Below are 16,966 nucleotides of genomic sequence, written 5' to 3' on the forward strand. Positions count from 1 at the left end.
GGAGTTACTCCGGATGTGAAACTGAAATAAGATCGAGCAAAGCGCGCGCACGGTGCGAGACCGGACCGGGCCGCCCACTTTCCGCGTCTATGGCAATGGCGCCGAACAGGGCCGCCTGCGCCCGTTCGTTTTCACCCAACGCCAGCTCGCATTCGGCCGTGCGCAACACGGCATCCGCGGAATCTGGAAAGAGCGTGAGGATCAACGCATAGATGTTGCGCGCCTCGTCGGGACGATCCGTCCTCTGCAGGCACAAAGCCAGCCCGGCCCAATAGTGCTTGCGCGTGGGACCATACTGCGCGAGGAAGGCGAAGATGGGCAGCGCCTTGCCGTACTCACACCTGGCGACGTGCGCATACGCCATCGCGTAGATCACTTCCAATTGCTCGGCCGTCAGGCGCTGGCTGCCCGGCAGCGCATCCAGCCGGGCGCGCAGCGCCGCGGCCGCGTCGTCATGAACAGTCATGGAAAGTTCCTTGAGTGCCCGGTGCTACACCACCTGGCGCCGTCCGAGGTTGGCGCTGACCTGGCTATGCGTACTCGCCATATCGCTGATCATCCGCGCGATCATTTGATACGCCGCGTCGAATTGCGCCAGGATCTTCTTGATATCGTCAGCCTCACGCTCCATGGCCGCCCGCAGTTTGGCCAGACTAGCCGCCAGATCGGCCTTGTCGGCAACCAGGAGATCGGCCTGCTTGCGATCGACCGCCATCGAGACAGCGACCCCGCCCTGCGCCACAGCCGTTCCCCCCTGGAGGACCTGGGTGGCTACCGCGGCGGCCCGGTTGCAGGCACCGCTGATTGCAGAGGCGCTGCCCGCGCCGGCCGTGCCGGCGGCATTGATTGCGGCGGCCGCGATCGCCGCCACGATGGACAGCGCCATGGCTACGTACCCCGCGGTGGCATCGTCGGCGCCCGCCAGCCTGGCCACGCCCTGCGCCATTTCGCCCAGCATCTGGGGTTCGATCAGCAGCACGACGGGCACGGCCAGGCCAGCGACGATCTTGGCGATATCGTCGGCCTGCGACTGAGCCACCCCCAACGCGACCAGCAGACGTCCGGCCAGCCCGGACAGAAACCCGCCCAGGCTGATCGGCGGCCCTCCCGCCTCTCGCGAGACCTGGTCGGCCAACGACGTCACGGCGCTGACCAATGCCATGCCGCTGAGCACCAGCATGGGTGCGGCCGCCGCCCCGGTGGCAGCGCTGGCGACGGCGGCAAAGCCCACCGCCAGGGCCGATGCCACGACAGCCAGCACCTTGCCGATCCAGCCGAACACCTTGCTCAGCCGACCCTTGCCATCGGCCTCTTCGGCCTTCCGAAACCATGCGTCCAGCTTGTCGAGCTGGGCCTGGGTGTTCTGCTTCGCCTTGACTTGCGCGTCCTGCAGGTTCTCGCGCGCCGTGGCCAACTGCCCGTCTACCGCCCTTGACCGCAAGGCGCGCAGCAGGTCGGCCAGGTCGGCGGGACTGAGATCGCGCACCGGCGGATCCAGGACCGGTGCGGCGCGCAGCGGCGGCGAATCCGTAAAGGCCGGCCGGCCCGCCGCCAGCGCCAGCTTCGTCACCGGCGCCAGGATACCGGCACCTTCGCCGGCATTGCCGGGCTCCGGCGTCCGCATATCTACGCGAGCCGGCGAAAGCGCGGCGCCGCTCGGGGCTGTGGATATGGTCGTACTCATGACGGTCATCCTCTAGATCGAAGGTTGAAGCCGCACGCTCAGATATTGCGGGCCACGCTACGGGCAGTCTCGCTGCGGGACTGTTCCATGCCGGCCAGCTTTTCCCTGATGCCGCGGATGATGTCGAGCATCTGCTGCATGGCCTCGTCGGCCCGCCGCGAAGCCGTTTCATGCACCTTCGCCTCGACCTCCAGCTCGGCGCGCCTGGCCTCGTGCTCGGCGGCACGGCGTTCCTGGGCGGCACCGGTCAAGCCGCCGATGCCGCCGGCCGCCGCGGCGCCGGCCTGGGCGACACTCGATACACGCTGCGATTTCGCCGAAGAACGAGCGGCGTCGGCACCAAACGAGGCAGCTTGCGCTTCGAACTGGGCTGCGCGGGCCTGCACCGTGGCCTGCAGTTCGGGAGCATCGTGCAGGCCGGCCGCCACCTTGCGGCTTGTCGAGGCCTGCTCGGAGAATGCGGCGCCCTTGGCTTGCGCCGCGGCGCCGCCCATGGCCTGCACGCCCGCCGCCAGGCCCGCCCCCAATTGCACGAGGCCACCCGCCATCTGCATGGCGCCCGCCACGATCGCCCCGGCCATGCGCTCGTTCGCCGCCTGGCGCATCTGGCTGGCCGCATCGCCGAGAGCCTGCGTCTGCCGGGTGGCTTCGGCATCACGCGCGACACGGGCAGCCTCCCGCATCTGCTGGCTGGCCTGCTGCAATACCGCCATCAAGGCGTAGATGTCTTCACCGAGCCATGCGGCGTCCAGATCGTCGAGCGCCGCGCGGGTGCGGCTGATTGCGTCGCCCGCGGCCAGGTCGGGCACGGGCAGCATGCCCAGCGCGGGATCGCCCGGCTCGACGCCGCGCCGATCGACGGGCGGCGGCACGGGCGCCGCGCCACCGCGGCGTTGCGCCGATGCGGCCGGGACCTGCAATTCGGCATCAAAGACAGGGCCGGCCCCGAACGAGCCGGGCGAAGTCGGGGAAACTGACATATGGAACCTCCTCGAATTGAAATCTTGACGGCGGACATGGCGCCGCTTCAGTCGTCACGCGCGTAGCTCCTGCGCAGCAACTCGGCCCGTTCGCGCAGGGCCGCGCTGTCCGGCGACCCGCACAGCTCAAGCACCATGTCGAGCGTATCCAGGGCGTCGCGACGGCGACCCAGCGCATACAGGCATTCGGCGCCGTGCAACAGGGGCCCGGGAGAATCCAGTAGCAAGGCCGCGGCGGCCGCGTATTGCTGCAAGGCATGCTCGTACAGCCCCAGCTCCTGGGCCGCGGCGCCCAGGGCCATCAGATAACGGGTTTCGAGCGGATCGCACGCGACCAGCAGGCAGAACATTTTCAGCGCGTCGGCATGGCGCCCCTGCTCGTAGGCGCCATGACCGACCGCGTACAACGTCTGCTGCTGCGCTTCATCCAACCCCTGCAAGCCGCCCATCGAAGCGCCTGCATCGAGAATATGGCGCAACGCCTCATGTGAAGCGGACGCCGGGGAGCCGTCCTGGCTGGCTGACTTTGCCATGGCAAGACCTCCGCGCTCAGACGTGGTTGTAAGGTACCCTGCGAGCCGGCGGCGCATCGGTGCACGCCACCTTGACGCGCGCCGCCTCGCGCTCGATGTCCGCGAGATCATCACGAAACGCCGCCTGGGCCTCGGCCTCTATCCGTGCCTGCTCGACCGCCAGGCTGCGCAGTCGGGCGGGGTCGACGCCAACGTGGGCGTAGATCTCGTCGACGTTGCGCAACGCCTGGCGGGTCTGCTCGACCAGCTCTTCCGCGGCGCGCATGATGGATTGAATGTCTTGGTCCTGCATGGAATACCCCCTTGCGCAGCGCTCAGCGCATGTTGCCGGTGATGGAGCTGTTCAGATCGCTGCGCCGCTTCTCGGTGTTGGTCATGACCTCGAAAGCCTCGTTGCGCTTGTTGCTGGCGGCCTGCAGCCTGATCATGTCCATTTGTTGCGTATTGGACGCCGTATCCAGCATTCCCTTTATGGCGGTGTAGGCGCTTTCGAGTTCCTTATAGGTCGTGGAGCCGGCCATGACGCCCGTTCCGTTGACGACCTGCTCACCCCGGCCGTCGGGGCCGGTCACGCGACCATCGCGCGCCTCGAACATGCCCGTCAGGCCGGCGGCGCGCAACGCATCATTGAGCGGAACCTCGATCCGGTCGATCTTCTGGCTGTCCCAGCCCGGAATGGTGTCGTCCGGTTTCGGATTGGGCGGAAACTCGGCCTTGGCCCGGGAAAGCGCGGACAGAACCTCGTTGAGCTGCGCCATGCGTTCATTGGCCTTCTGCACCACTTCGGCCTGGGTTTGCATTTGAGCCGTGAGGAGTTCGGCGCGGCGGCCCTGCACATACACCATGAGAGTCTGGATATCCATGCTCTTGAGGTCGATGCCTTGCAGGCCGCCGGCCTGCGACATGCGTGAAATTCCGAGATCAATGCTCATCAGGGCTCCTTCGAATTGAAAGACGCATGCTGAGTAACCCTCCGCCCGCGGCAAGTTCCAGGCCGCGATCCGCCCGATATCGCGCCCATTCCGGGAACCATGGCCGCACACGCGACACTCACTGCTCCAGTAAGCGAATGGCTTCTTTCTCCGGGACTCCTCATGACTCGTATCGATGCCGCCCCCGATCCCTTCCATGCCGCCATGCAGGGGCGCCACGATGCTCCCGCCAACACCCTTTCCGGCTGGCTGCAAGGCCAGCGCATCGCACCGACGCCCGCCGGCATATCGCTGGCGGACGCGGCCGAGGAGCTCAGCCTGCACATGGCGCAGACTGCCGAGGAAAAACATCACTCGGAACGCAAGGTCACCGCCGAACGGCCGATGCTCTGGCTGGACGCGGCGCAACTGGCGGAACTGTTTTCCCACACCCATGACCCCGACGCGCAGGCAAAGCTGGAAGCCTTGACCGCCGAGCTGCTGCGCGGCCGGGGCGCCCCCATGCAGCTGGCCGCGCAAGCGTTCCCCGGCGTCACGCAGCAATACCTCGCGCTGCAGCATGCGCTGCGGCGCGGCGAGCACGAGGACGCCGCGCCGCACGCGCTCGAAGCCCTGCGCGATGCGTTGGCCGATCTGGAACTCGCCCATGGCCCCGAGATCCGCGCCGGCATCAATACCCTGCCGGCGGCCGGCGCCTTCGTGCGCTCCGCCGACGAACTGGCCGGCTTCCAGCACGCGTACCGCGACATCGCCCTGGGCCAGCTGTCGTTGGCGCGTACGCTGGACATGGTGCTGGAACGCTATGGGAACGACGACATCCACGGCGCGCTGGGCGCGCTGACTCAGGCGCTGGGACACGACCTGGCCGCGGCGACACCGTCGACGGACGGCCTCAGGCTGCAGGTGCTGGTGAGCGATCTCTATCAAGTCGAGGTGGCCGCCACGGTACTGGAGGAATGCAATGCGCTGAAACAACGGCTGGGCAACGCATGCGTGCAGCCGTGCGTGGACGCCCAGGGTCTGATGCGCGATCTTGTGGGAATCAGCGAGGACAAATGGATTGCGCCCTCGCGGTTCGAGAAGCTGGCCGAACGCCATGGCGCGAATGCCCTCCCCGAGCGCATCGCCTTCCTCGGCGGGGTGCGCCAGATTCTTAAAGACCTGCCCACGCAGATCTACGCAGACATGGACGTGCGGGCCGCCATCCTGGCGGCCGCGCAGGACGCGCTGGACAACGCGATCGCAATGGAGAACACATGAGCACCGTCGACATGGCGCTGCGGCAGTTCGGCCAGGATATCGGCATCGATCGCCTGGCATTCGGGCCATCCCGATCGGTGGCGCTAGCGCTGTCCAACGGGCGCCGCCTGGGCGTCGAATGCGTCGCCGGCGCGACCCTGGTCCACCTCGCCCAACGTGTGGAGCGCGACGCCGCCTCCGTGTTGCTGGCGGCATGGAAACGCGCCCATGAGCAGCGCGGCGGCGCCTCAGCCATCCAGACGTCGCTCTGGTCCGGGGACGGCGAAGACTGGGTCGTCGCGCAGACACGGCTGCCGGAGCGCCCGCTCGACGCGGCGGCATTACGCCTGGCGGCGCTGAGCCTGGCGAACTGGCTCGACCGCCTGGAGGCGTAACGCCATGTCCGCCGCCGTACCCGGCATGCATGCCATGCACCTTGGCCTGGAGCGCGGCGTCGACCACATCGTGCGCAGCCCCCTCCGCGAGCCTGCCCCGGCCCTGCCACCCGAGCGCTGGCTCGAGCCGCCCGACACCGGCGCGGTCGATCATCTGAAGGCGCTGCTCGTGCACCCGGACCTGGCCGCGATGCTCGACGAGTCGGCGCGGCCGCGCCTGACGGATGGCGCATTGCTCCAGCCCGCGCAGTTCGGGCGAACCCTGGCGCAGGCGCGCGACGAACTGTCCCGAGCCATGCAACTGCATGCAGGCAACGCCACGCCGGCCTTGAGCCGCGCCTTGCGCGTACTCGACGAGGCCGGCAAGCTGCGCGACCTGGCCGCCATGTATCGCAGCGCGCTCTACCAGGGATGATGCCGCATACCCCGCCCTCGCCCAGCCTTCAGGTACGCGAACTTCTGCAATTGCTTGCGCACCACTACCAGTTGCAGCGCCAATGGAGCAAGACCGTTGCCCTGCTGGCCGCCCTGGATGCCCTGGACGCGATCGACAGCCCTTCTCAGCTGGCCCTGGCGCTGGGTTATCTGCACCAGGACGAACCGCGCATGGCCTTGGTCACACTGGACAAGCGCGCGCTGCGCGCCACGCCCGATGCCGCCGGCCATCTGGTCCGGGCGCAGGCCATGCAGGCGCTGAACCGACCCGACGACGCCCTTCAGGCCATGCGTGAATATCTGGCGCTGCGGGCGGCGCCTTGCGCGAGCGCGGCCCCGCCATGACGAGCAAACGACCCATTCTCCGCCTGCAACGCGCGGTGGCGCTGGCCACCAGCCGCAACGACATCGTCCTGGCCGTGCTGATCGTGGCGATCGTCTTCATGATGATCCTGCCGTTGCCCACGACCCTGGTCGACGTGCTGATCGGCGCGAACATGACGCTGTCGGCGGTCCTGTTGATGGTCGCGATGTACCTGCCATCGCCCCTGGCGTTTTCTTCATTCCCCTCGGTGCTGCTGGTCACCACGCTGTTGCGGCTTGGCATCTCCATCGCGACCACGCGGCTGATCCTGCTGCAAGGCGATGCCGGCCACATCATCGAGACCTTCGGCAACTTCGTGGTCGGCGGCAACCTGATCGTCGGCCTGGTGGTTTTCCTCATCCTCACGATCGTGCAGTTCGTGGTCATCACCAAAGGCGCCGAGCGGGTGGCCGAAGTCGCCGCGCGCTTCTCGCTGGACGCCATGCCCGGCAAACAGATGTCCATCGACGCGGACCTGCGCGCGGGCACCATAGACATGGACGAAGCCCGCCGCCGGCGCCGTACGGTCGAGAAGGAAAGCCAACTGTATGGCGCCATGGACGGCGCGATGAAGTTCGTCAAGGGCGATGCCATCGCCGGCCTGATCATCGTTGCCGTCAACCTGCTTGGCGGCATGCTGGTCGGCGTGCTGCAACGCGGCCTGAGCGCCGGCGAGGCCGTGCAGGCGTATGCCATCCTGACCATAGGCGACGGGCTCATCGCCCAGATCCCGGCGCTGTTCATCGCCATCTGCGCGGGAATCATCGTGACGCGGGTGCAGACCGGGGATGGCCCTTCCAACGTCGGCACCGACATCGGCGCGCAAGTGCTGGCGCAGCCTCGCGCCCTCGTCATTGCCGGCGCGATCTCGGCGGGCCTGGGCCTCATTCCAGGCATGCCCACGCTGGTCTTCTTCGCCTTGGCCGCCGTGGTGGGCACCATCGGGGGCGTGCTGCTGCGCGCATCGCAGCGTCCGCCCGAAGGCGCCGGGCCCGCGCTCGCCGGCATGGCTCCCGATGGGCAACCCCTGGCCAGCGCGCCGGCTGACGGGCAGGCGGAATTCGCCCCCACCATCCCGCTGATCATCGACGTGGCCGCGCGGCTGCAGCCCTGCTTCGAGCCCGCCACGCTCACCGACGAGCTGCTGCAGATCCGGCGGGCGCTCTATTTCGACCTGGGCGTGCCATTTCCCGGTATCCAGCTGCGCTTTGCCGAGGCGCTGGCCGCCGACACCTACACCATCGTGCTGTCGGAGATCCCCGTGGCGAAAGGGATGTTGCGCGACGATGCCGTGCTGGTGCGGGACACCGAACAGAACCTGCAGGCCCTGCGGATCGCCTACGAAACCGGCGCGGCCTTCCTGCCCGACACGCCCACGATCTGGGTCGCAGCCGGCCTGACCGGCGCCTTGCGCGACGCAGGCATTCCTTACCTGGGTATCAGCCAGATCCTGACTTGGCACTTGGCATATGTATTGAAAAAATACTCGGCTGATTTCATCGGCATCCAGGAAACCCGGTTTCTGCTTTCGGCCATGGAAGAACGATTCCCCGATCTGGTCAAGGAGTGCCTGCGCGTCATGCCGGTGCAGAAGATTGCCGAAATCCTGCAGCGCCTTGTTTCCGAGGAAGTGTCGATACGCAACCTGCGTGCCGTGCTGGAAGCGCTGGTCGAATGGGGCCAGAAGGAAAAGGATACCGTCCTGCTTACGGAGTATGTCCGGATCGCGCTCAAGCGCTATATCAGCCACAAGTACACCAGCGGCCACAATATCCTGCCCGCCTACCTGCTGGCTCCCAAGGTCGAGGAAACCGTGCGTGCCGCCATTCGGCAGACCGCCGCCGGCAGTTATCTCGCCCTCGATCCGGACACGACGCGCCGGCTGGTGGAGCACATCCGCCAATGCGTCGGCGATCTGGCCGCCGGCGCGAGCCGTCCCGTCCTGCTGACGTCGATGGACATCCGGCGCTACACGCGCAAGATGATAGAAGCCGATCTCTACGCCCTGCCGGTGCTGTCCTACCAGGAGCTGACGCCGGAGATCAATGTACAGCCCCTGGGCAGGGTGGATCTATGACGGCGGCGCTGGAATTCCGCGTGCTTTCGGGCGCACAGTGCATGGCGCGCTGTCCGGCCGTGCACGGCGCGCGCGTGGGCGCCAATCCGCATTGCGATATCGTCCTGACCGGCGAAGACATGCCCGAAGTGGCGGGATGGCTGGAGATCGACCCGTCCGGCTGGCGACTGGCCGGCGCCATGACGCCCGGCCTGGACGCCCAGGCGCCGGACCTGCCCGTCGCCTTCAACGAACCCGTACCGCTGGGAACCACCTGGATCACCGTGGCCGCGCCTTCCGCGCCGTGGCCCGCGCCGCAGCCGCCAGCCGCGCCGCATGCCCCCTGCGGCCCGGACAGCAGCGCCACGGCCTTGCACGACGACCCTGGCTCGGCAAGCCCGCCGTCCGCCGGCGCGCTCATGCCGCGCCGACGTGCATACCGGCCCTGGCCGCGCCTGGCGCTGGGCGCGGCCGCGATCGTCGTGCTGGTCGGCCTGGCCTCGGCGCTGGTTTCCGTGACGGCGCCCGCCGCGCCGCCGGCCGCGCGCGCGCCGACGACCGCCGCGCCGCTGATCCGCGCCGCGGCGCTCATCGACAGCTTGGGCCTTACCGAGCAATTGCAGGCGGCCTACGGCCGTGGCGGCGTGCTCACCGTAACCGGATGGGTGCACGATGAAACGGAATTCGCCCGGGTGGCCCGGGCGCTGGCGCAACTCGCGCCACGGCCAGCCATGCAGGTAAGCAGGCAGGACGAGGCCAGGGCCCTGGCCTGCGATGTCCTGGCGGCCTTCGGGGTACGCTACATGGCACGCCCATACGGCAATGGCCATCTGGCGATCTCGGGCATCGCCAGCGATGCGCACGAACGCGCCGCGGCGCTACATGCGGTACGCATGCGACTGCCGGGCATGACGATCCTCGATCGCGATGTGCGCCTGGCCGGCGAGGTCTCGGCCCAGTTGGCGGCCCAGCTGGCCGACGAACGCCTCGACGGCGTCAAGCTGAGCTGGCACGCGGACCGCCTCGACGCGGATCCCGGCGAACTGGACGCAGGCCGCATGGCGCGCCTGCGCGAGCTGGTGGCCGCGTTCAACCAGCGCAACTACGACGTCGTCCGGCTGCCGGCCACCGCCGCGCGCGCGACGCGCAATCACGCGCCGTTCGAGATACGCAGTGTCGTGAGCGGCCCGCAACCGTACCTGATGCTGGCCGATGGCAGCCGTCTCCTGGTGGGCGGACTGCGGAACCAGTATCGCCTTACCGCCATCGAATCCGGCCGCCTGGTCTTCGATGGTCCCGAACCGGTCATCGTGACGCGATGAAATCGCCTCGGTAACCGCCAACCCTTGCCTATGACGTTCCCATATGAGTACATCATCCGTTTTAGCCCTGACCGAACTGGAAGTACGCCTGGCATCTCCAGGAGGCTCCGCCTTGCGCGACACCTTGCTGTCGCAGCTTGGAGAACTGGAGACACGCCTGCGCGTCCGCCTGCACGATGGCGTGGGGCGCGACACCTATCCCGTATGGCGCGATGCGCTGGCGGCCGCCACCGCGGCCCGGCAGGTATTGCTGCAGCGTCCGACCGGGCCGGACAACCCTCCTACCTCAGTCCTGACGCGCCTGAGCAATGAACAACGCGCCGAAGGAGACAAGCATGGCCATTAACCTGGGAGGCGACGCAGGCCGGGTGACCATGCAGAGCGTGAACCAGGCGGTCAACACGCGACTGACCGCTCACGAGCGCGACCTGCGCAGCCGCCTGGAGGCGCTCAGCGCGCGCGGAGACGGTGCGGTAAGCACGTCCGATCTGCTGATCGTGCAACAGGAAATGCAATCGTGGGTGGTCATGATCGATCTACAGAGCACGGTGATCAAGCAGGTCGCCGATTCGCTCAAGGGCGTCATCCAGAAGGCAAGTTGAGCCTGCGCAGCGGCGTCCGACAGTCGCCGCCGGCCTAGACGCCGCGCGTCAGCGCGGCGATATTGGGGGCCTGGGTCGCGCCGCTGCCGCTGCCGTGGCCGCCGGCTCGCCAGCGCGCGGCTTCCTGCAGCAGGCACTCACAGATATCGAGCAGGATTTCGGGCGTAGCGCGCGACAGGGGTATGGCCTGCTGCAGATAGGACAATCCGTCGTCGCCGATGCAGGCCACGACGCCGCTGCCGGCCTGCATGAAGTTGGCCCGGGCCATGCTTGCCGGGTTGGCCGCGTCCGCCGTGCCCAGCACGCAGGAAATCATGATTTCCGCCCGGGCGTGCACCGGTGCGATGAAGACCGGAGCGCATGGTTCGAAAATCAACTGACACAGACCGCTGGCACCGGGGTTGAGCGAGTCGATGCCGATGAGGCGGCCGAAGTCGGCGATGAGTTGGCGGTATGCCGTATCGGTCATGGCGAGACGAGCCTGGGTCGGGCGCAAGAAAAACCGTACGCTCGAAATGCGTGGCAAAAGAGGGCAATGGTATGCGCACAACCTGGAAGGCGCCAGCCGATTGCTTCTCGGAATATCCCGGTTTTCGGACGTCCCGCCGCAGGCCCGCGCCAAGGACATGCGGATCCGGCGCGCACCGCGACGTATATCCGGATGCCGGGCATTACCTGTTGTTCGACAAGCGGGAAGTGGCGACGGCCGAAGCGCGGGCCTTTCGCGCCACGCCCGTCAGCCCGCGGCCGCGCCAGTCAGGGTGCGCGCGGGAAACGCCGCGCAGAGGTATTCCACGAATGCCGCCACCTTGGTGCTTACCAGGCGGCGCGAGTTGTGCAGGACCCACAGTTCGATGGGCCGATCCGGGATGCGGCCCCACACCGCCAGGCTGGCGTGCGCCCCGTCCTGCGCCAGCAGCGAGCGCGGGATGAGCGCCGCGCCGGCGCCGGCCAGCACGGCGTCGCGGATCATGATGAGCGAGGACAGGCGCAGGCGCACGTCGGGCACGACGGTGTTCAAGGTATCGCCGTCCTGGTAGTGCCAGGCGCCGCTGTCGAACACATTGGCCAGGGCGACCGCGGGCACGGCGGGCGTCTGCCCATCGGCGGCGGCCGCGGGCCGGGCCAGCGAAGGCGGCGCCACCAGCAGCATGTCGTCGCGGGCGAAGCAGCGCCCCACCAGCGTGGCGTCCGGGCGGGGATTGACGCGGATGGCCACGTCGTAGCCGTCCTCGACCAGATCGATATTGCGGTCTTCGGCCACGACGTCCAGGCGCACCTCGGGATAGGCCTGCGCGAAACCGGCGGCGATCCGGCCCAGCAAGGTGCTGGAGAACAGCACCGGCGCGCTGATGCGCAGCCGCCCTCGCGGAACGGACAGGCCAGCCGCCACCGACTCGCCCGCTTCGACGATTTCGCCCAGCGGACCACAGGTGCGCTCGTGCAGCGCCTGGCCCTCTTCGGTCAGCCGCAGCGAGCGTGCGCCGCGCTCGAGCAGGCGCACGCCCAGGCTTTGCTCCAGGTCCATGACCCGCCGCGACAGCGTGGCCTTGGGCCTGCCGCTGCTGCGGCTGGCCTTGCCGAAGCCGCCATGGGCGGCGACCAGGTTGAAGTCGGCCAGCGCGGACAAATCCATGAGTGATCCATTTTTGAGACGAACTATACAAATAATACAGCCTTCCGACAATTATTGGAACGAACTACCTTACCGATCACGCACTCGACGTGCCCGCCCTTTCACCTCAAATCGGTAGGAATACGCCATGACCACTCTCTGGGATCCGATCCGGATCGGCCGCATGAATCTCGCACATCGCCTGGCGATGTCTCCCCTGACCCGCAGCCGCGCGCAAGACGACGGCACGCCCGGCGAGCTGGCCGCCGAGTACTACGCACAGCGCGCATCGCTGGGCCTGCTGATTTCGGAAGGCACCCAGCCTTCGGCCGACGGCCAGGGCTTTCTCAATTCCCCAGGCATCTACAGCGACGCCCACGTGGCCGGCTGGCGCAACGTGGCCGATGCGGTGCACGCCGCCGGCGGCCACCTGTATATCCAGGTCATGCATGCCGGCCGCATGTCCCATCCGGCCAACACGCCGCATGGACGCCAGGCCGTATCGCCCTCGGCCATCGCGCCCGAGGCCCAGATCTACACGCCCACGGGCATGCAGCAGGTGCCCGCGCCGCGCGCGCTGTCGCCCGACGAGATCCAGGCCACGGTGCGCGACTACCGGCATGCCGCCGCGCGCGCCATCGAGGCCGGTGCCGATGGCGTGGAGATACACGGTGCCAACGGTTACCTGATCCAGCAATTCCTCTCGCCCAACGCCAACCATCGCGACGATGCCTACGGCGGATCCATCGCGCACCGCACGCGCTTCGCGCTGGAAGTGGCGGCCGCAGTGGCCGGGGAAATCGGCGCCGATCGCACCGGCATCCGGCTTTCGCCCGGTTCGCGCCTGGGCGGCATCGACGAGGGCCCGCACTACGGCGACATGTATCGCCACCTGGTGGCGGGCCTGGCGCAGCTGAAGCTGTCGTACCTGCATATCGCGCACAACGGCGACGACGCCTTGCTCAAGGACATCCGGCAGCTGTGGCGCGGCGCCCTGCTGGTCAACCGCGTCAACCGGCCGATCGAGCAGATCGGCCAGGATGTCGAGACGGGGCTGGCCGACATTGCGCCGGTCGGCCGCTGGGCGCTGGCCAACCCGGATTTCGTGACGCGCCTGCGCACCGGCCAGCCGCTGAACCCGCCCGACCAGGCCACCTTCTACGGCGGCGGCGCGCGCGGATACACCGATTATCCGCCGCTGGGAATGCAGTGATGCCACGCCGCCAACCCAGCCCTGTGGCGCCCCCCATGACATGGTTTGCCCGGCTCGTATTGAGCATCGCGGCGCTGGCGGCCGCCAGCGCCCACTCCCAGCCGGCCGCGGCGCCCGGCAAGACGCGGGCGCAAGTGCTCGATGAACTCATCGCCGCGCAGCGCGCCGGCCAGGTGCGGCGCGGCAATGCCGAACCGCCGGCGCAGGCGGAGTCCGGCGGCATTGTGCGCCGTGCGCCTGCCGCGCCAGCCCGGCCCGCCCCGACCGCCGTGCATTGATTACCCATTCCCCCCTTCCGGATTTTCAAGGAACCGATATGACCTCCATGATGAATCGCCGCCGCTTTATCCAGGGCGCCGCGGCCGCCGGCATGACGCTGGCCGCGCCGCTCGGCCTGGCCGCGCGGGCCGGCGGCCTGGCCGCCGCGCGCGACGCCCTGGCGCCCCAGGGCTTCTGGCCCGGCGGCGTGGAAAAGCCGCTGATGCCGTATACGCCCGCGATCAAGGCGGCGGGCTGGTTGTTCATCGCCGGCCAGCTGGCCAGCGACTTCGAGACCGGCGTGGCGCCGCAAGCCCGCGGCAGCGGCACGTTGGCCGAGCAGCTGACGCTGCAGTCGCGCTTCGTGATGTCCAACGTGGCCCGCACCGTGGCGGCCGCCGGCCTGGACCTGGGCCGCGACACCGTCCGCCTGTGGCAATGGCTGACCTCGCCGCACCCGACCATGGACGCGTTCGCGCAGGGCAACAATTGGCCGCGCATTTCCACCCAGGCCCATTTCGCCGAGCGCGACGCCTTCCTGGCCGCGCCCGGCCCGGCCGCGACGGCGATGGGCGTGAAGGCGTTGATGGTCAAGGACACGCTGCTTGAAATCGACCTGCTCTGCGTGGACGATGGCGGACGCAACATCGGCTTCGGGCAACCCGCGCCCCCGCCCGGCCAGGCAGGGGCGGTGCGGCGCGGCGATTGGATCTTCCTGTCGAGCGAGCCGTGGCAACGCGCGCCGGCCGGCGCCGGCACGCAACAGCAGACCGACCAGGTCCTGCGCCACCTGGCCAGGCTGGCCGAGGGCGCCGGCTCGTCACTGCGACGCGCCGTCAAGGCCGAGGTCTACATCGGCCATCCGTCCGAGTACGCGGCCATGGAGGCTGCCTGGAAGCGCTGGTTCCCGGACAATCCGCCGGCGCGCGTGGTCATGCCGTACATGGGCCTGACGGGCGGCCAGGGACGCCGCGTCGAAATCGCGCTGACGCTGCTGGCCGAGGACAGCGGCAAGACGATCGAGACCGTCCATACCAGCAAGGCGCCCAAGCCATTCAGCCATGAACCGCAGGCGGTCAAGGCCGGCAATCTGCTTTTCTTCAGCCAGCAGATGCCCGCCGACGCCGGCGGCGCCCTGGCCGAAGGCATGGCCCGCCACCCCAATTTTCCGTACTACGGCCTGCCCGCGCGCAAGCAGATGGCGTACATGCTCAAGAATGTGGCGGCCATCTGCGAGGCAGCGGGAACGACGCTGGAGAATGTGGTGCGGCGCGTGTGCTTCCACGACCGGGGCGAGAACTTCGCCGAGGCGATGGATGAATGGGCCGCGCATTTTCCCGGCCTGAAACCGGTGTCGACCACGCTGGTGCTGGGCGGACCGCTGGTGGTGCCCGGCGCGCATACGCTGCTGGATATCACGGCCTACGTGCCGTGATATCCGGGGCGGCTGCCGCCAGGCTGCGCCCAGTTTGTTTCAAGATTTGGCCCAGCGATGCGCCACGCGTGCGTCCGACACGCTTGGACACATCCCGGCGGCGTCGCGCGCGGGCGCGCCGCCTACGATGTGGGGCTTGAAGCGCGCCGCCGCGGCGCGCCAGGAGCCCGGATGCGCGTACTGCACTCGCTCAAAGCCCGTGTCGTGACCGGTGTGGCCGGCGTCGGCTCGCTGGCCGCCGCCGCCAGTGTGGCCCTGTATGGCGCGTACGACGGCACACGGACGGCGGCCGAACCGGTGTTCGGCGCCGATTCCACCGTGCAGACCGGCCAATGGCGCCTGGTGCCGCGGGCCGCCTGGCTGGCGGCGTCCGACAAGGTCTACGACGTGAGACTCAAGCCCGGCCACACAGCCCTGGTGGTCGAGGCCGAACTGACCAACCGCACCGCCGAATCGACCCGCGACTACCTGGACCTGCTGCAATGGCGGGCGCCGCCGGGCATCACGCCCGGCACGCCCACCCTGGTGTCGGTGCGCGACCCGCAGTACGGCCCTTCCCTGCATCCCGGGCTGCCCGAACGCGTGGCCTTCATCTGGAGCATGCCGCCCGGGGTGGCACCGCCGCGGCAGGCCGCCTTCGCCGTCGAAAGCAAGACCTACAAGCCGGTGGACAACCTGTACGGCACGCCCGGCTGGTTCAATCCGGTGCTGATCGGCCGCGTCGAGCTGCCGGTGCGCGCGGACGCGCCGGAGGCTGCGCGATGAGCGCGCGCCTGGGCACGCTGGCCCTGCTGCTGCTTGCCGCGCTGGCGCTGTATGGCATGCAGCGCAGCACGCCGCGCTACCTGGACCTGACCGGCCCGATCGTCGAGCGCGGCGCCATGGGCCAGGCGGTGCGCACGCGCCAGTTCGACGCGACGGTACAGCGCGTGCAGTTCGCGCGCCAGCTGCGCTATCGCAGCCTGGGGCGCGAGCGCGTGCGCGAAACCGCTGGCGTGTGGGCCATCGTGTGGGTGCGGCTGGCCGCCCTGGACAGCTCCGCCCAGATGGGCGAGGCGGCCTGGCTGGGCCCGGACGAACTGACGTACCGGCACACCGACCGCCTCAGCCTCGCGCCCGGCGTGCCGCCCTACATGCTGGACCCCGGCCTGCCGCGCACGGTGCGCCTGGTGTTCGAAATCCGCCCCGACCAGGCGCGCGGCGCCACGCTGCTGCTGTCGGAGCGCTACTCGCCCCGTCTCGATTCGCAGGCGCGCATTGCCCTGGACGATGTGCCGGTATCGGCCGACGGGCGGCCCGAGGCCGTGGCCAGCCACGACCTGGACCAGGACGCCGGCCCATGAGCGCCGGCGACACGACGGAACGCACGTGGCGCCGCCGCAGCCTGTGGCTGCTGCCGGTGGTGCTGGTGTTGTCGCTGGCCTGGCGCAACGCGGAGAACGTGCCGCAATGGCTGGACAACCGCGAGCTGCGCGCGCGCGATGTGCCCGTCCAGGCGCAGGGCGCGCTGGGCGGGGCGCAATGGAAGCTGCTTGAATTCGGCATCATCGACGCGCCGGCCCGGCGCGGCTGGCTGCCGGGGTCGCGCGCGTCCTATGCCGCCTTCGAAGTGCAGGTCCAGGCCGATGACTTGCCCAGGCGCTGGCAAGCCTGCCGCATCGCGCTGCATGACGCGCGCGGCCGCGTGTGGCGGCCCGCCACCGAACCGGTCCTGCGCATGGCGCCCCACATGGCGCGCGGCTGCCTGGCGGCGGCCCATCGCGGCGCGCCGCCGGGCTCGAAGCTGACCATCATGGAAGTGTTCATGCTGCCGCCGGATGTGGCCAGACCGCTGACGCTCTCGGTCTCGGTGGCCAGCGAACGGCCTGCCTACCTGCGCTTCGCGGTTCCCGCGGCCGATTGA

At 68.8% G+C, this 16,966-nt stretch carries 22 protein-coding genes; 14 read left to right on the top strand and 8 right to left on the bottom strand.

Annotated elements, in window-relative coordinates:
- Positions 1-4: 4 nt before the first annotated feature.
- The 6 genes from bcrH2 to bsp22 are packed head-to-tail and all read right to left on the bottom strand — an operon-like array spanning position 5 to position 4,129.
- Positions 5-466, bottom strand: a complete 462-nt coding sequence (bcrH2, locus tag CAL11_RS16060) for a SycD/LcrH family type III secretion system chaperone BcrH2 (protein ID WP_033466711.1) — start codon at positions 464-466, stop codon at positions 5-7.
- Between the two features lie 24 nt (positions 467-490).
- Positions 491-1,693 (bottom strand): type III secretion system translocon subunit SctE, encoded by a 1,203-nt coding sequence (gene sctE / locus CAL11_RS16065; RefSeq protein ID WP_086093472.1) that lies wholly within the window; start codon positions 1,691-1,693, stop codon positions 491-493.
- 29 nt (positions 1,694-1,722) lie between these two features.
- Positions 1,723-2,664, bottom strand: a complete 942-nt coding sequence (gene sctB / locus CAL11_RS16070) for a type III secretion system translocon subunit SctB (protein WP_068925551.1) — start codon at positions 2,662-2,664, stop codon at positions 1,723-1,725.
- A 47-nt stretch (positions 2,665-2,711) separates the two neighbouring features.
- Positions 2,712-3,197: a SycD/LcrH family type III secretion system chaperone gene (locus CAL11_RS16075; protein ID WP_033466717.1), complete on the bottom strand. Its 486-nt coding sequence runs from the start codon at positions 3,195-3,197 to the stop codon at positions 2,712-2,714.
- Positions 3,198-3,213: 16 nt separating this feature from the next.
- A complete protein-coding gene (locus CAL11_RS16080; RefSeq protein ID WP_086093473.1) occupies positions 3,214-3,489 on the bottom strand; it encodes a type III secretion system chaperone Btc22 in 276 nt (91 codons plus the stop codon).
- A gap of 22 nt (positions 3,490-3,511) precedes the next feature.
- Positions 3,512-4,129 carry a type III secretion system needle tip complex Bsp22 gene (gene bsp22 / locus CAL11_RS16085; RefSeq protein WP_086093474.1) on the bottom strand — a complete coding sequence of 206 codons (618 nt, stop codon included), beginning with the start codon at positions 4,127-4,129 and terminating at the stop codon, positions 3,512-3,514.
- A gap of 162 nt (positions 4,130-4,291) precedes the next feature.
- On the opposite strand from bsp22, the gene bopN reads away from it, so the two are divergent.
- The 8 genes from bopN to bscF are packed head-to-tail and all read left to right on the top strand — an operon-like array spanning position 4,292 to position 10,542.
- On the top strand, positions 4,292-5,389 hold the full coding sequence (gene bopN, locus CAL11_RS16090; protein WP_086093475.1) for a SctW family type III secretion system gatekeeper subunit BopN: 1,098 nt from the start codon (positions 4,292-4,294) through the stop codon (positions 5,387-5,389).
- Positions 5,386-5,763, top strand: a complete 378-nt coding sequence (gene sycN / locus CAL11_RS16095) for a type III secretion chaperone SycN (protein WP_086093476.1) — start codon at positions 5,386-5,388, stop codon at positions 5,761-5,763. The genes bopN and sycN overlap by 4 nt, the downstream gene beginning before the upstream one ends.
- A gap of 4 nt (positions 5,764-5,767) precedes the next feature.
- Entirely contained in the window at positions 5,768-6,178 is a 411-nt protein-coding gene (locus CAL11_RS16100; RefSeq protein WP_086093477.1) for a hypothetical protein, read from the top strand.
- A complete protein-coding gene (locus CAL11_RS16105) occupies positions 6,175-6,543 on the top strand; it encodes a hypothetical protein (RefSeq protein ID WP_086093478.1) in 369 nt (122 codons plus the stop codon). Before CAL11_RS16100 ends, CAL11_RS16105 begins: the two co-directional genes overlap by 4 nt.
- A complete protein-coding gene (gene bcrD, locus CAL11_RS16110) occupies positions 6,540-8,639 on the top strand; it encodes a SctV family type III secretion system export apparatus subunit BcrD (RefSeq protein ID WP_086094604.1) in 2,100 nt (699 codons plus the stop codon). Before CAL11_RS16105 ends, bcrD begins: the two co-directional genes overlap by 4 nt.
- Positions 8,636-9,940, top strand: a complete 1,305-nt coding sequence (gene sctD / locus CAL11_RS16115) for a type III secretion system inner membrane ring subunit SctD (RefSeq protein ID WP_033466731.1) — start codon at positions 8,636-8,638, stop codon at positions 9,938-9,940. Before bcrD ends, sctD begins: the two co-directional genes overlap by 4 nt.
- Before the next feature lie 43 nt (positions 9,941-9,983).
- Positions 9,984-10,286: a type III secretion system protein BscE gene (gene bscE / locus CAL11_RS16120; RefSeq protein WP_086093479.1), complete on the top strand. Its 303-nt coding sequence runs from the start codon at positions 9,984-9,986 to the stop codon at positions 10,284-10,286.
- Entirely contained in the window at positions 10,276-10,542 is a 267-nt protein-coding gene (gene bscF / locus CAL11_RS16125) for a type III secretion system protein BscF (protein WP_086093480.1), read from the top strand. The genes bscE and bscF overlap by 11 nt, the downstream gene beginning before the upstream one ends.
- 34 nt (positions 10,543-10,576) lie before the next feature.
- Here bscF and CAL11_RS16130 read toward each other — a convergent pair whose 3' ends face one another.
- Both CAL11_RS16130 and CAL11_RS16135 read right to left on the bottom strand, forming a co-directional pair.
- Positions 10,577-11,038, bottom strand: a complete 462-nt coding sequence (locus tag CAL11_RS16130; RefSeq protein ID WP_086093481.1) for a CesT family type III secretion system chaperone — start codon at positions 11,036-11,038, stop codon at positions 10,577-10,579.
- Positions 11,039-11,278: 240 nt separating this feature from the next.
- Positions 11,279-12,178, bottom strand: coding sequence for a LysR family transcriptional regulator (locus CAL11_RS16135; protein WP_086093482.1), 900 nt, complete (start codon positions 12,176-12,178; stop codon positions 11,279-11,281).
- 127 nt (positions 12,179-12,305) lie between these two features.
- Here CAL11_RS16135 and CAL11_RS16140 point away from each other — a divergent pair, with 127 nt between their 5' ends.
- The 6 genes from CAL11_RS16140 to CAL11_RS16165 all read left to right on the top strand — a co-directional run bounded on the left by CAL11_RS16140 (position 12,306) and on the right by CAL11_RS16165 (position 16,966).
- A complete protein-coding gene (locus CAL11_RS16140; RefSeq protein ID WP_086093483.1) occupies positions 12,306-13,370 on the top strand; it encodes an alkene reductase in 1,065 nt (354 codons plus the stop codon).
- 35 nt (positions 13,371-13,405) lie between these two features.
- Complete coding sequence (locus tag CAL11_RS16145) at positions 13,406-13,648, top strand: DUF4148 domain-containing protein (protein ID WP_157668855.1); 243 nt, start codon at positions 13,406-13,408, stop codon at positions 13,646-13,648.
- Positions 13,649-13,686: 38 nt separating this feature from the next.
- Positions 13,687-15,063, top strand: a complete 1,377-nt coding sequence (locus CAL11_RS16150) for a RidA family protein (protein WP_086093485.1) — start codon at positions 13,687-13,689, stop codon at positions 15,061-15,063.
- Between the two features lie 171 nt (positions 15,064-15,234).
- Positions 15,235-15,828 (top strand): hypothetical protein, encoded by a 594-nt coding sequence (locus CAL11_RS16155; RefSeq protein ID WP_033462045.1) that lies wholly within the window; start codon positions 15,235-15,237, stop codon positions 15,826-15,828.
- Positions 15,825-16,406 (top strand): hypothetical protein, encoded by a 582-nt coding sequence (locus CAL11_RS16160; protein ID WP_086093486.1) that lies wholly within the window; start codon positions 15,825-15,827, stop codon positions 16,404-16,406. The genes CAL11_RS16155 and CAL11_RS16160 overlap by 4 nt, the downstream gene beginning before the upstream one ends.
- On the top strand, positions 16,403-16,966 hold the full coding sequence (locus tag CAL11_RS16165) for a hypothetical protein (RefSeq protein WP_086093487.1): 564 nt from the start codon (positions 16,403-16,405) through the stop codon (positions 16,964-16,966). The genes CAL11_RS16160 and CAL11_RS16165 overlap by 4 nt, the downstream gene beginning before the upstream one ends.

The sequence above is a fragment of the Bordetella genomosp. 6 genome, assembly GCF_002119705.1.
GTDB classification, from domain to species: domain Bacteria; phylum Pseudomonadota; class Gammaproteobacteria; order Burkholderiales; family Burkholderiaceae_B; genus Bordetella; species Bordetella bronchiseptica_F.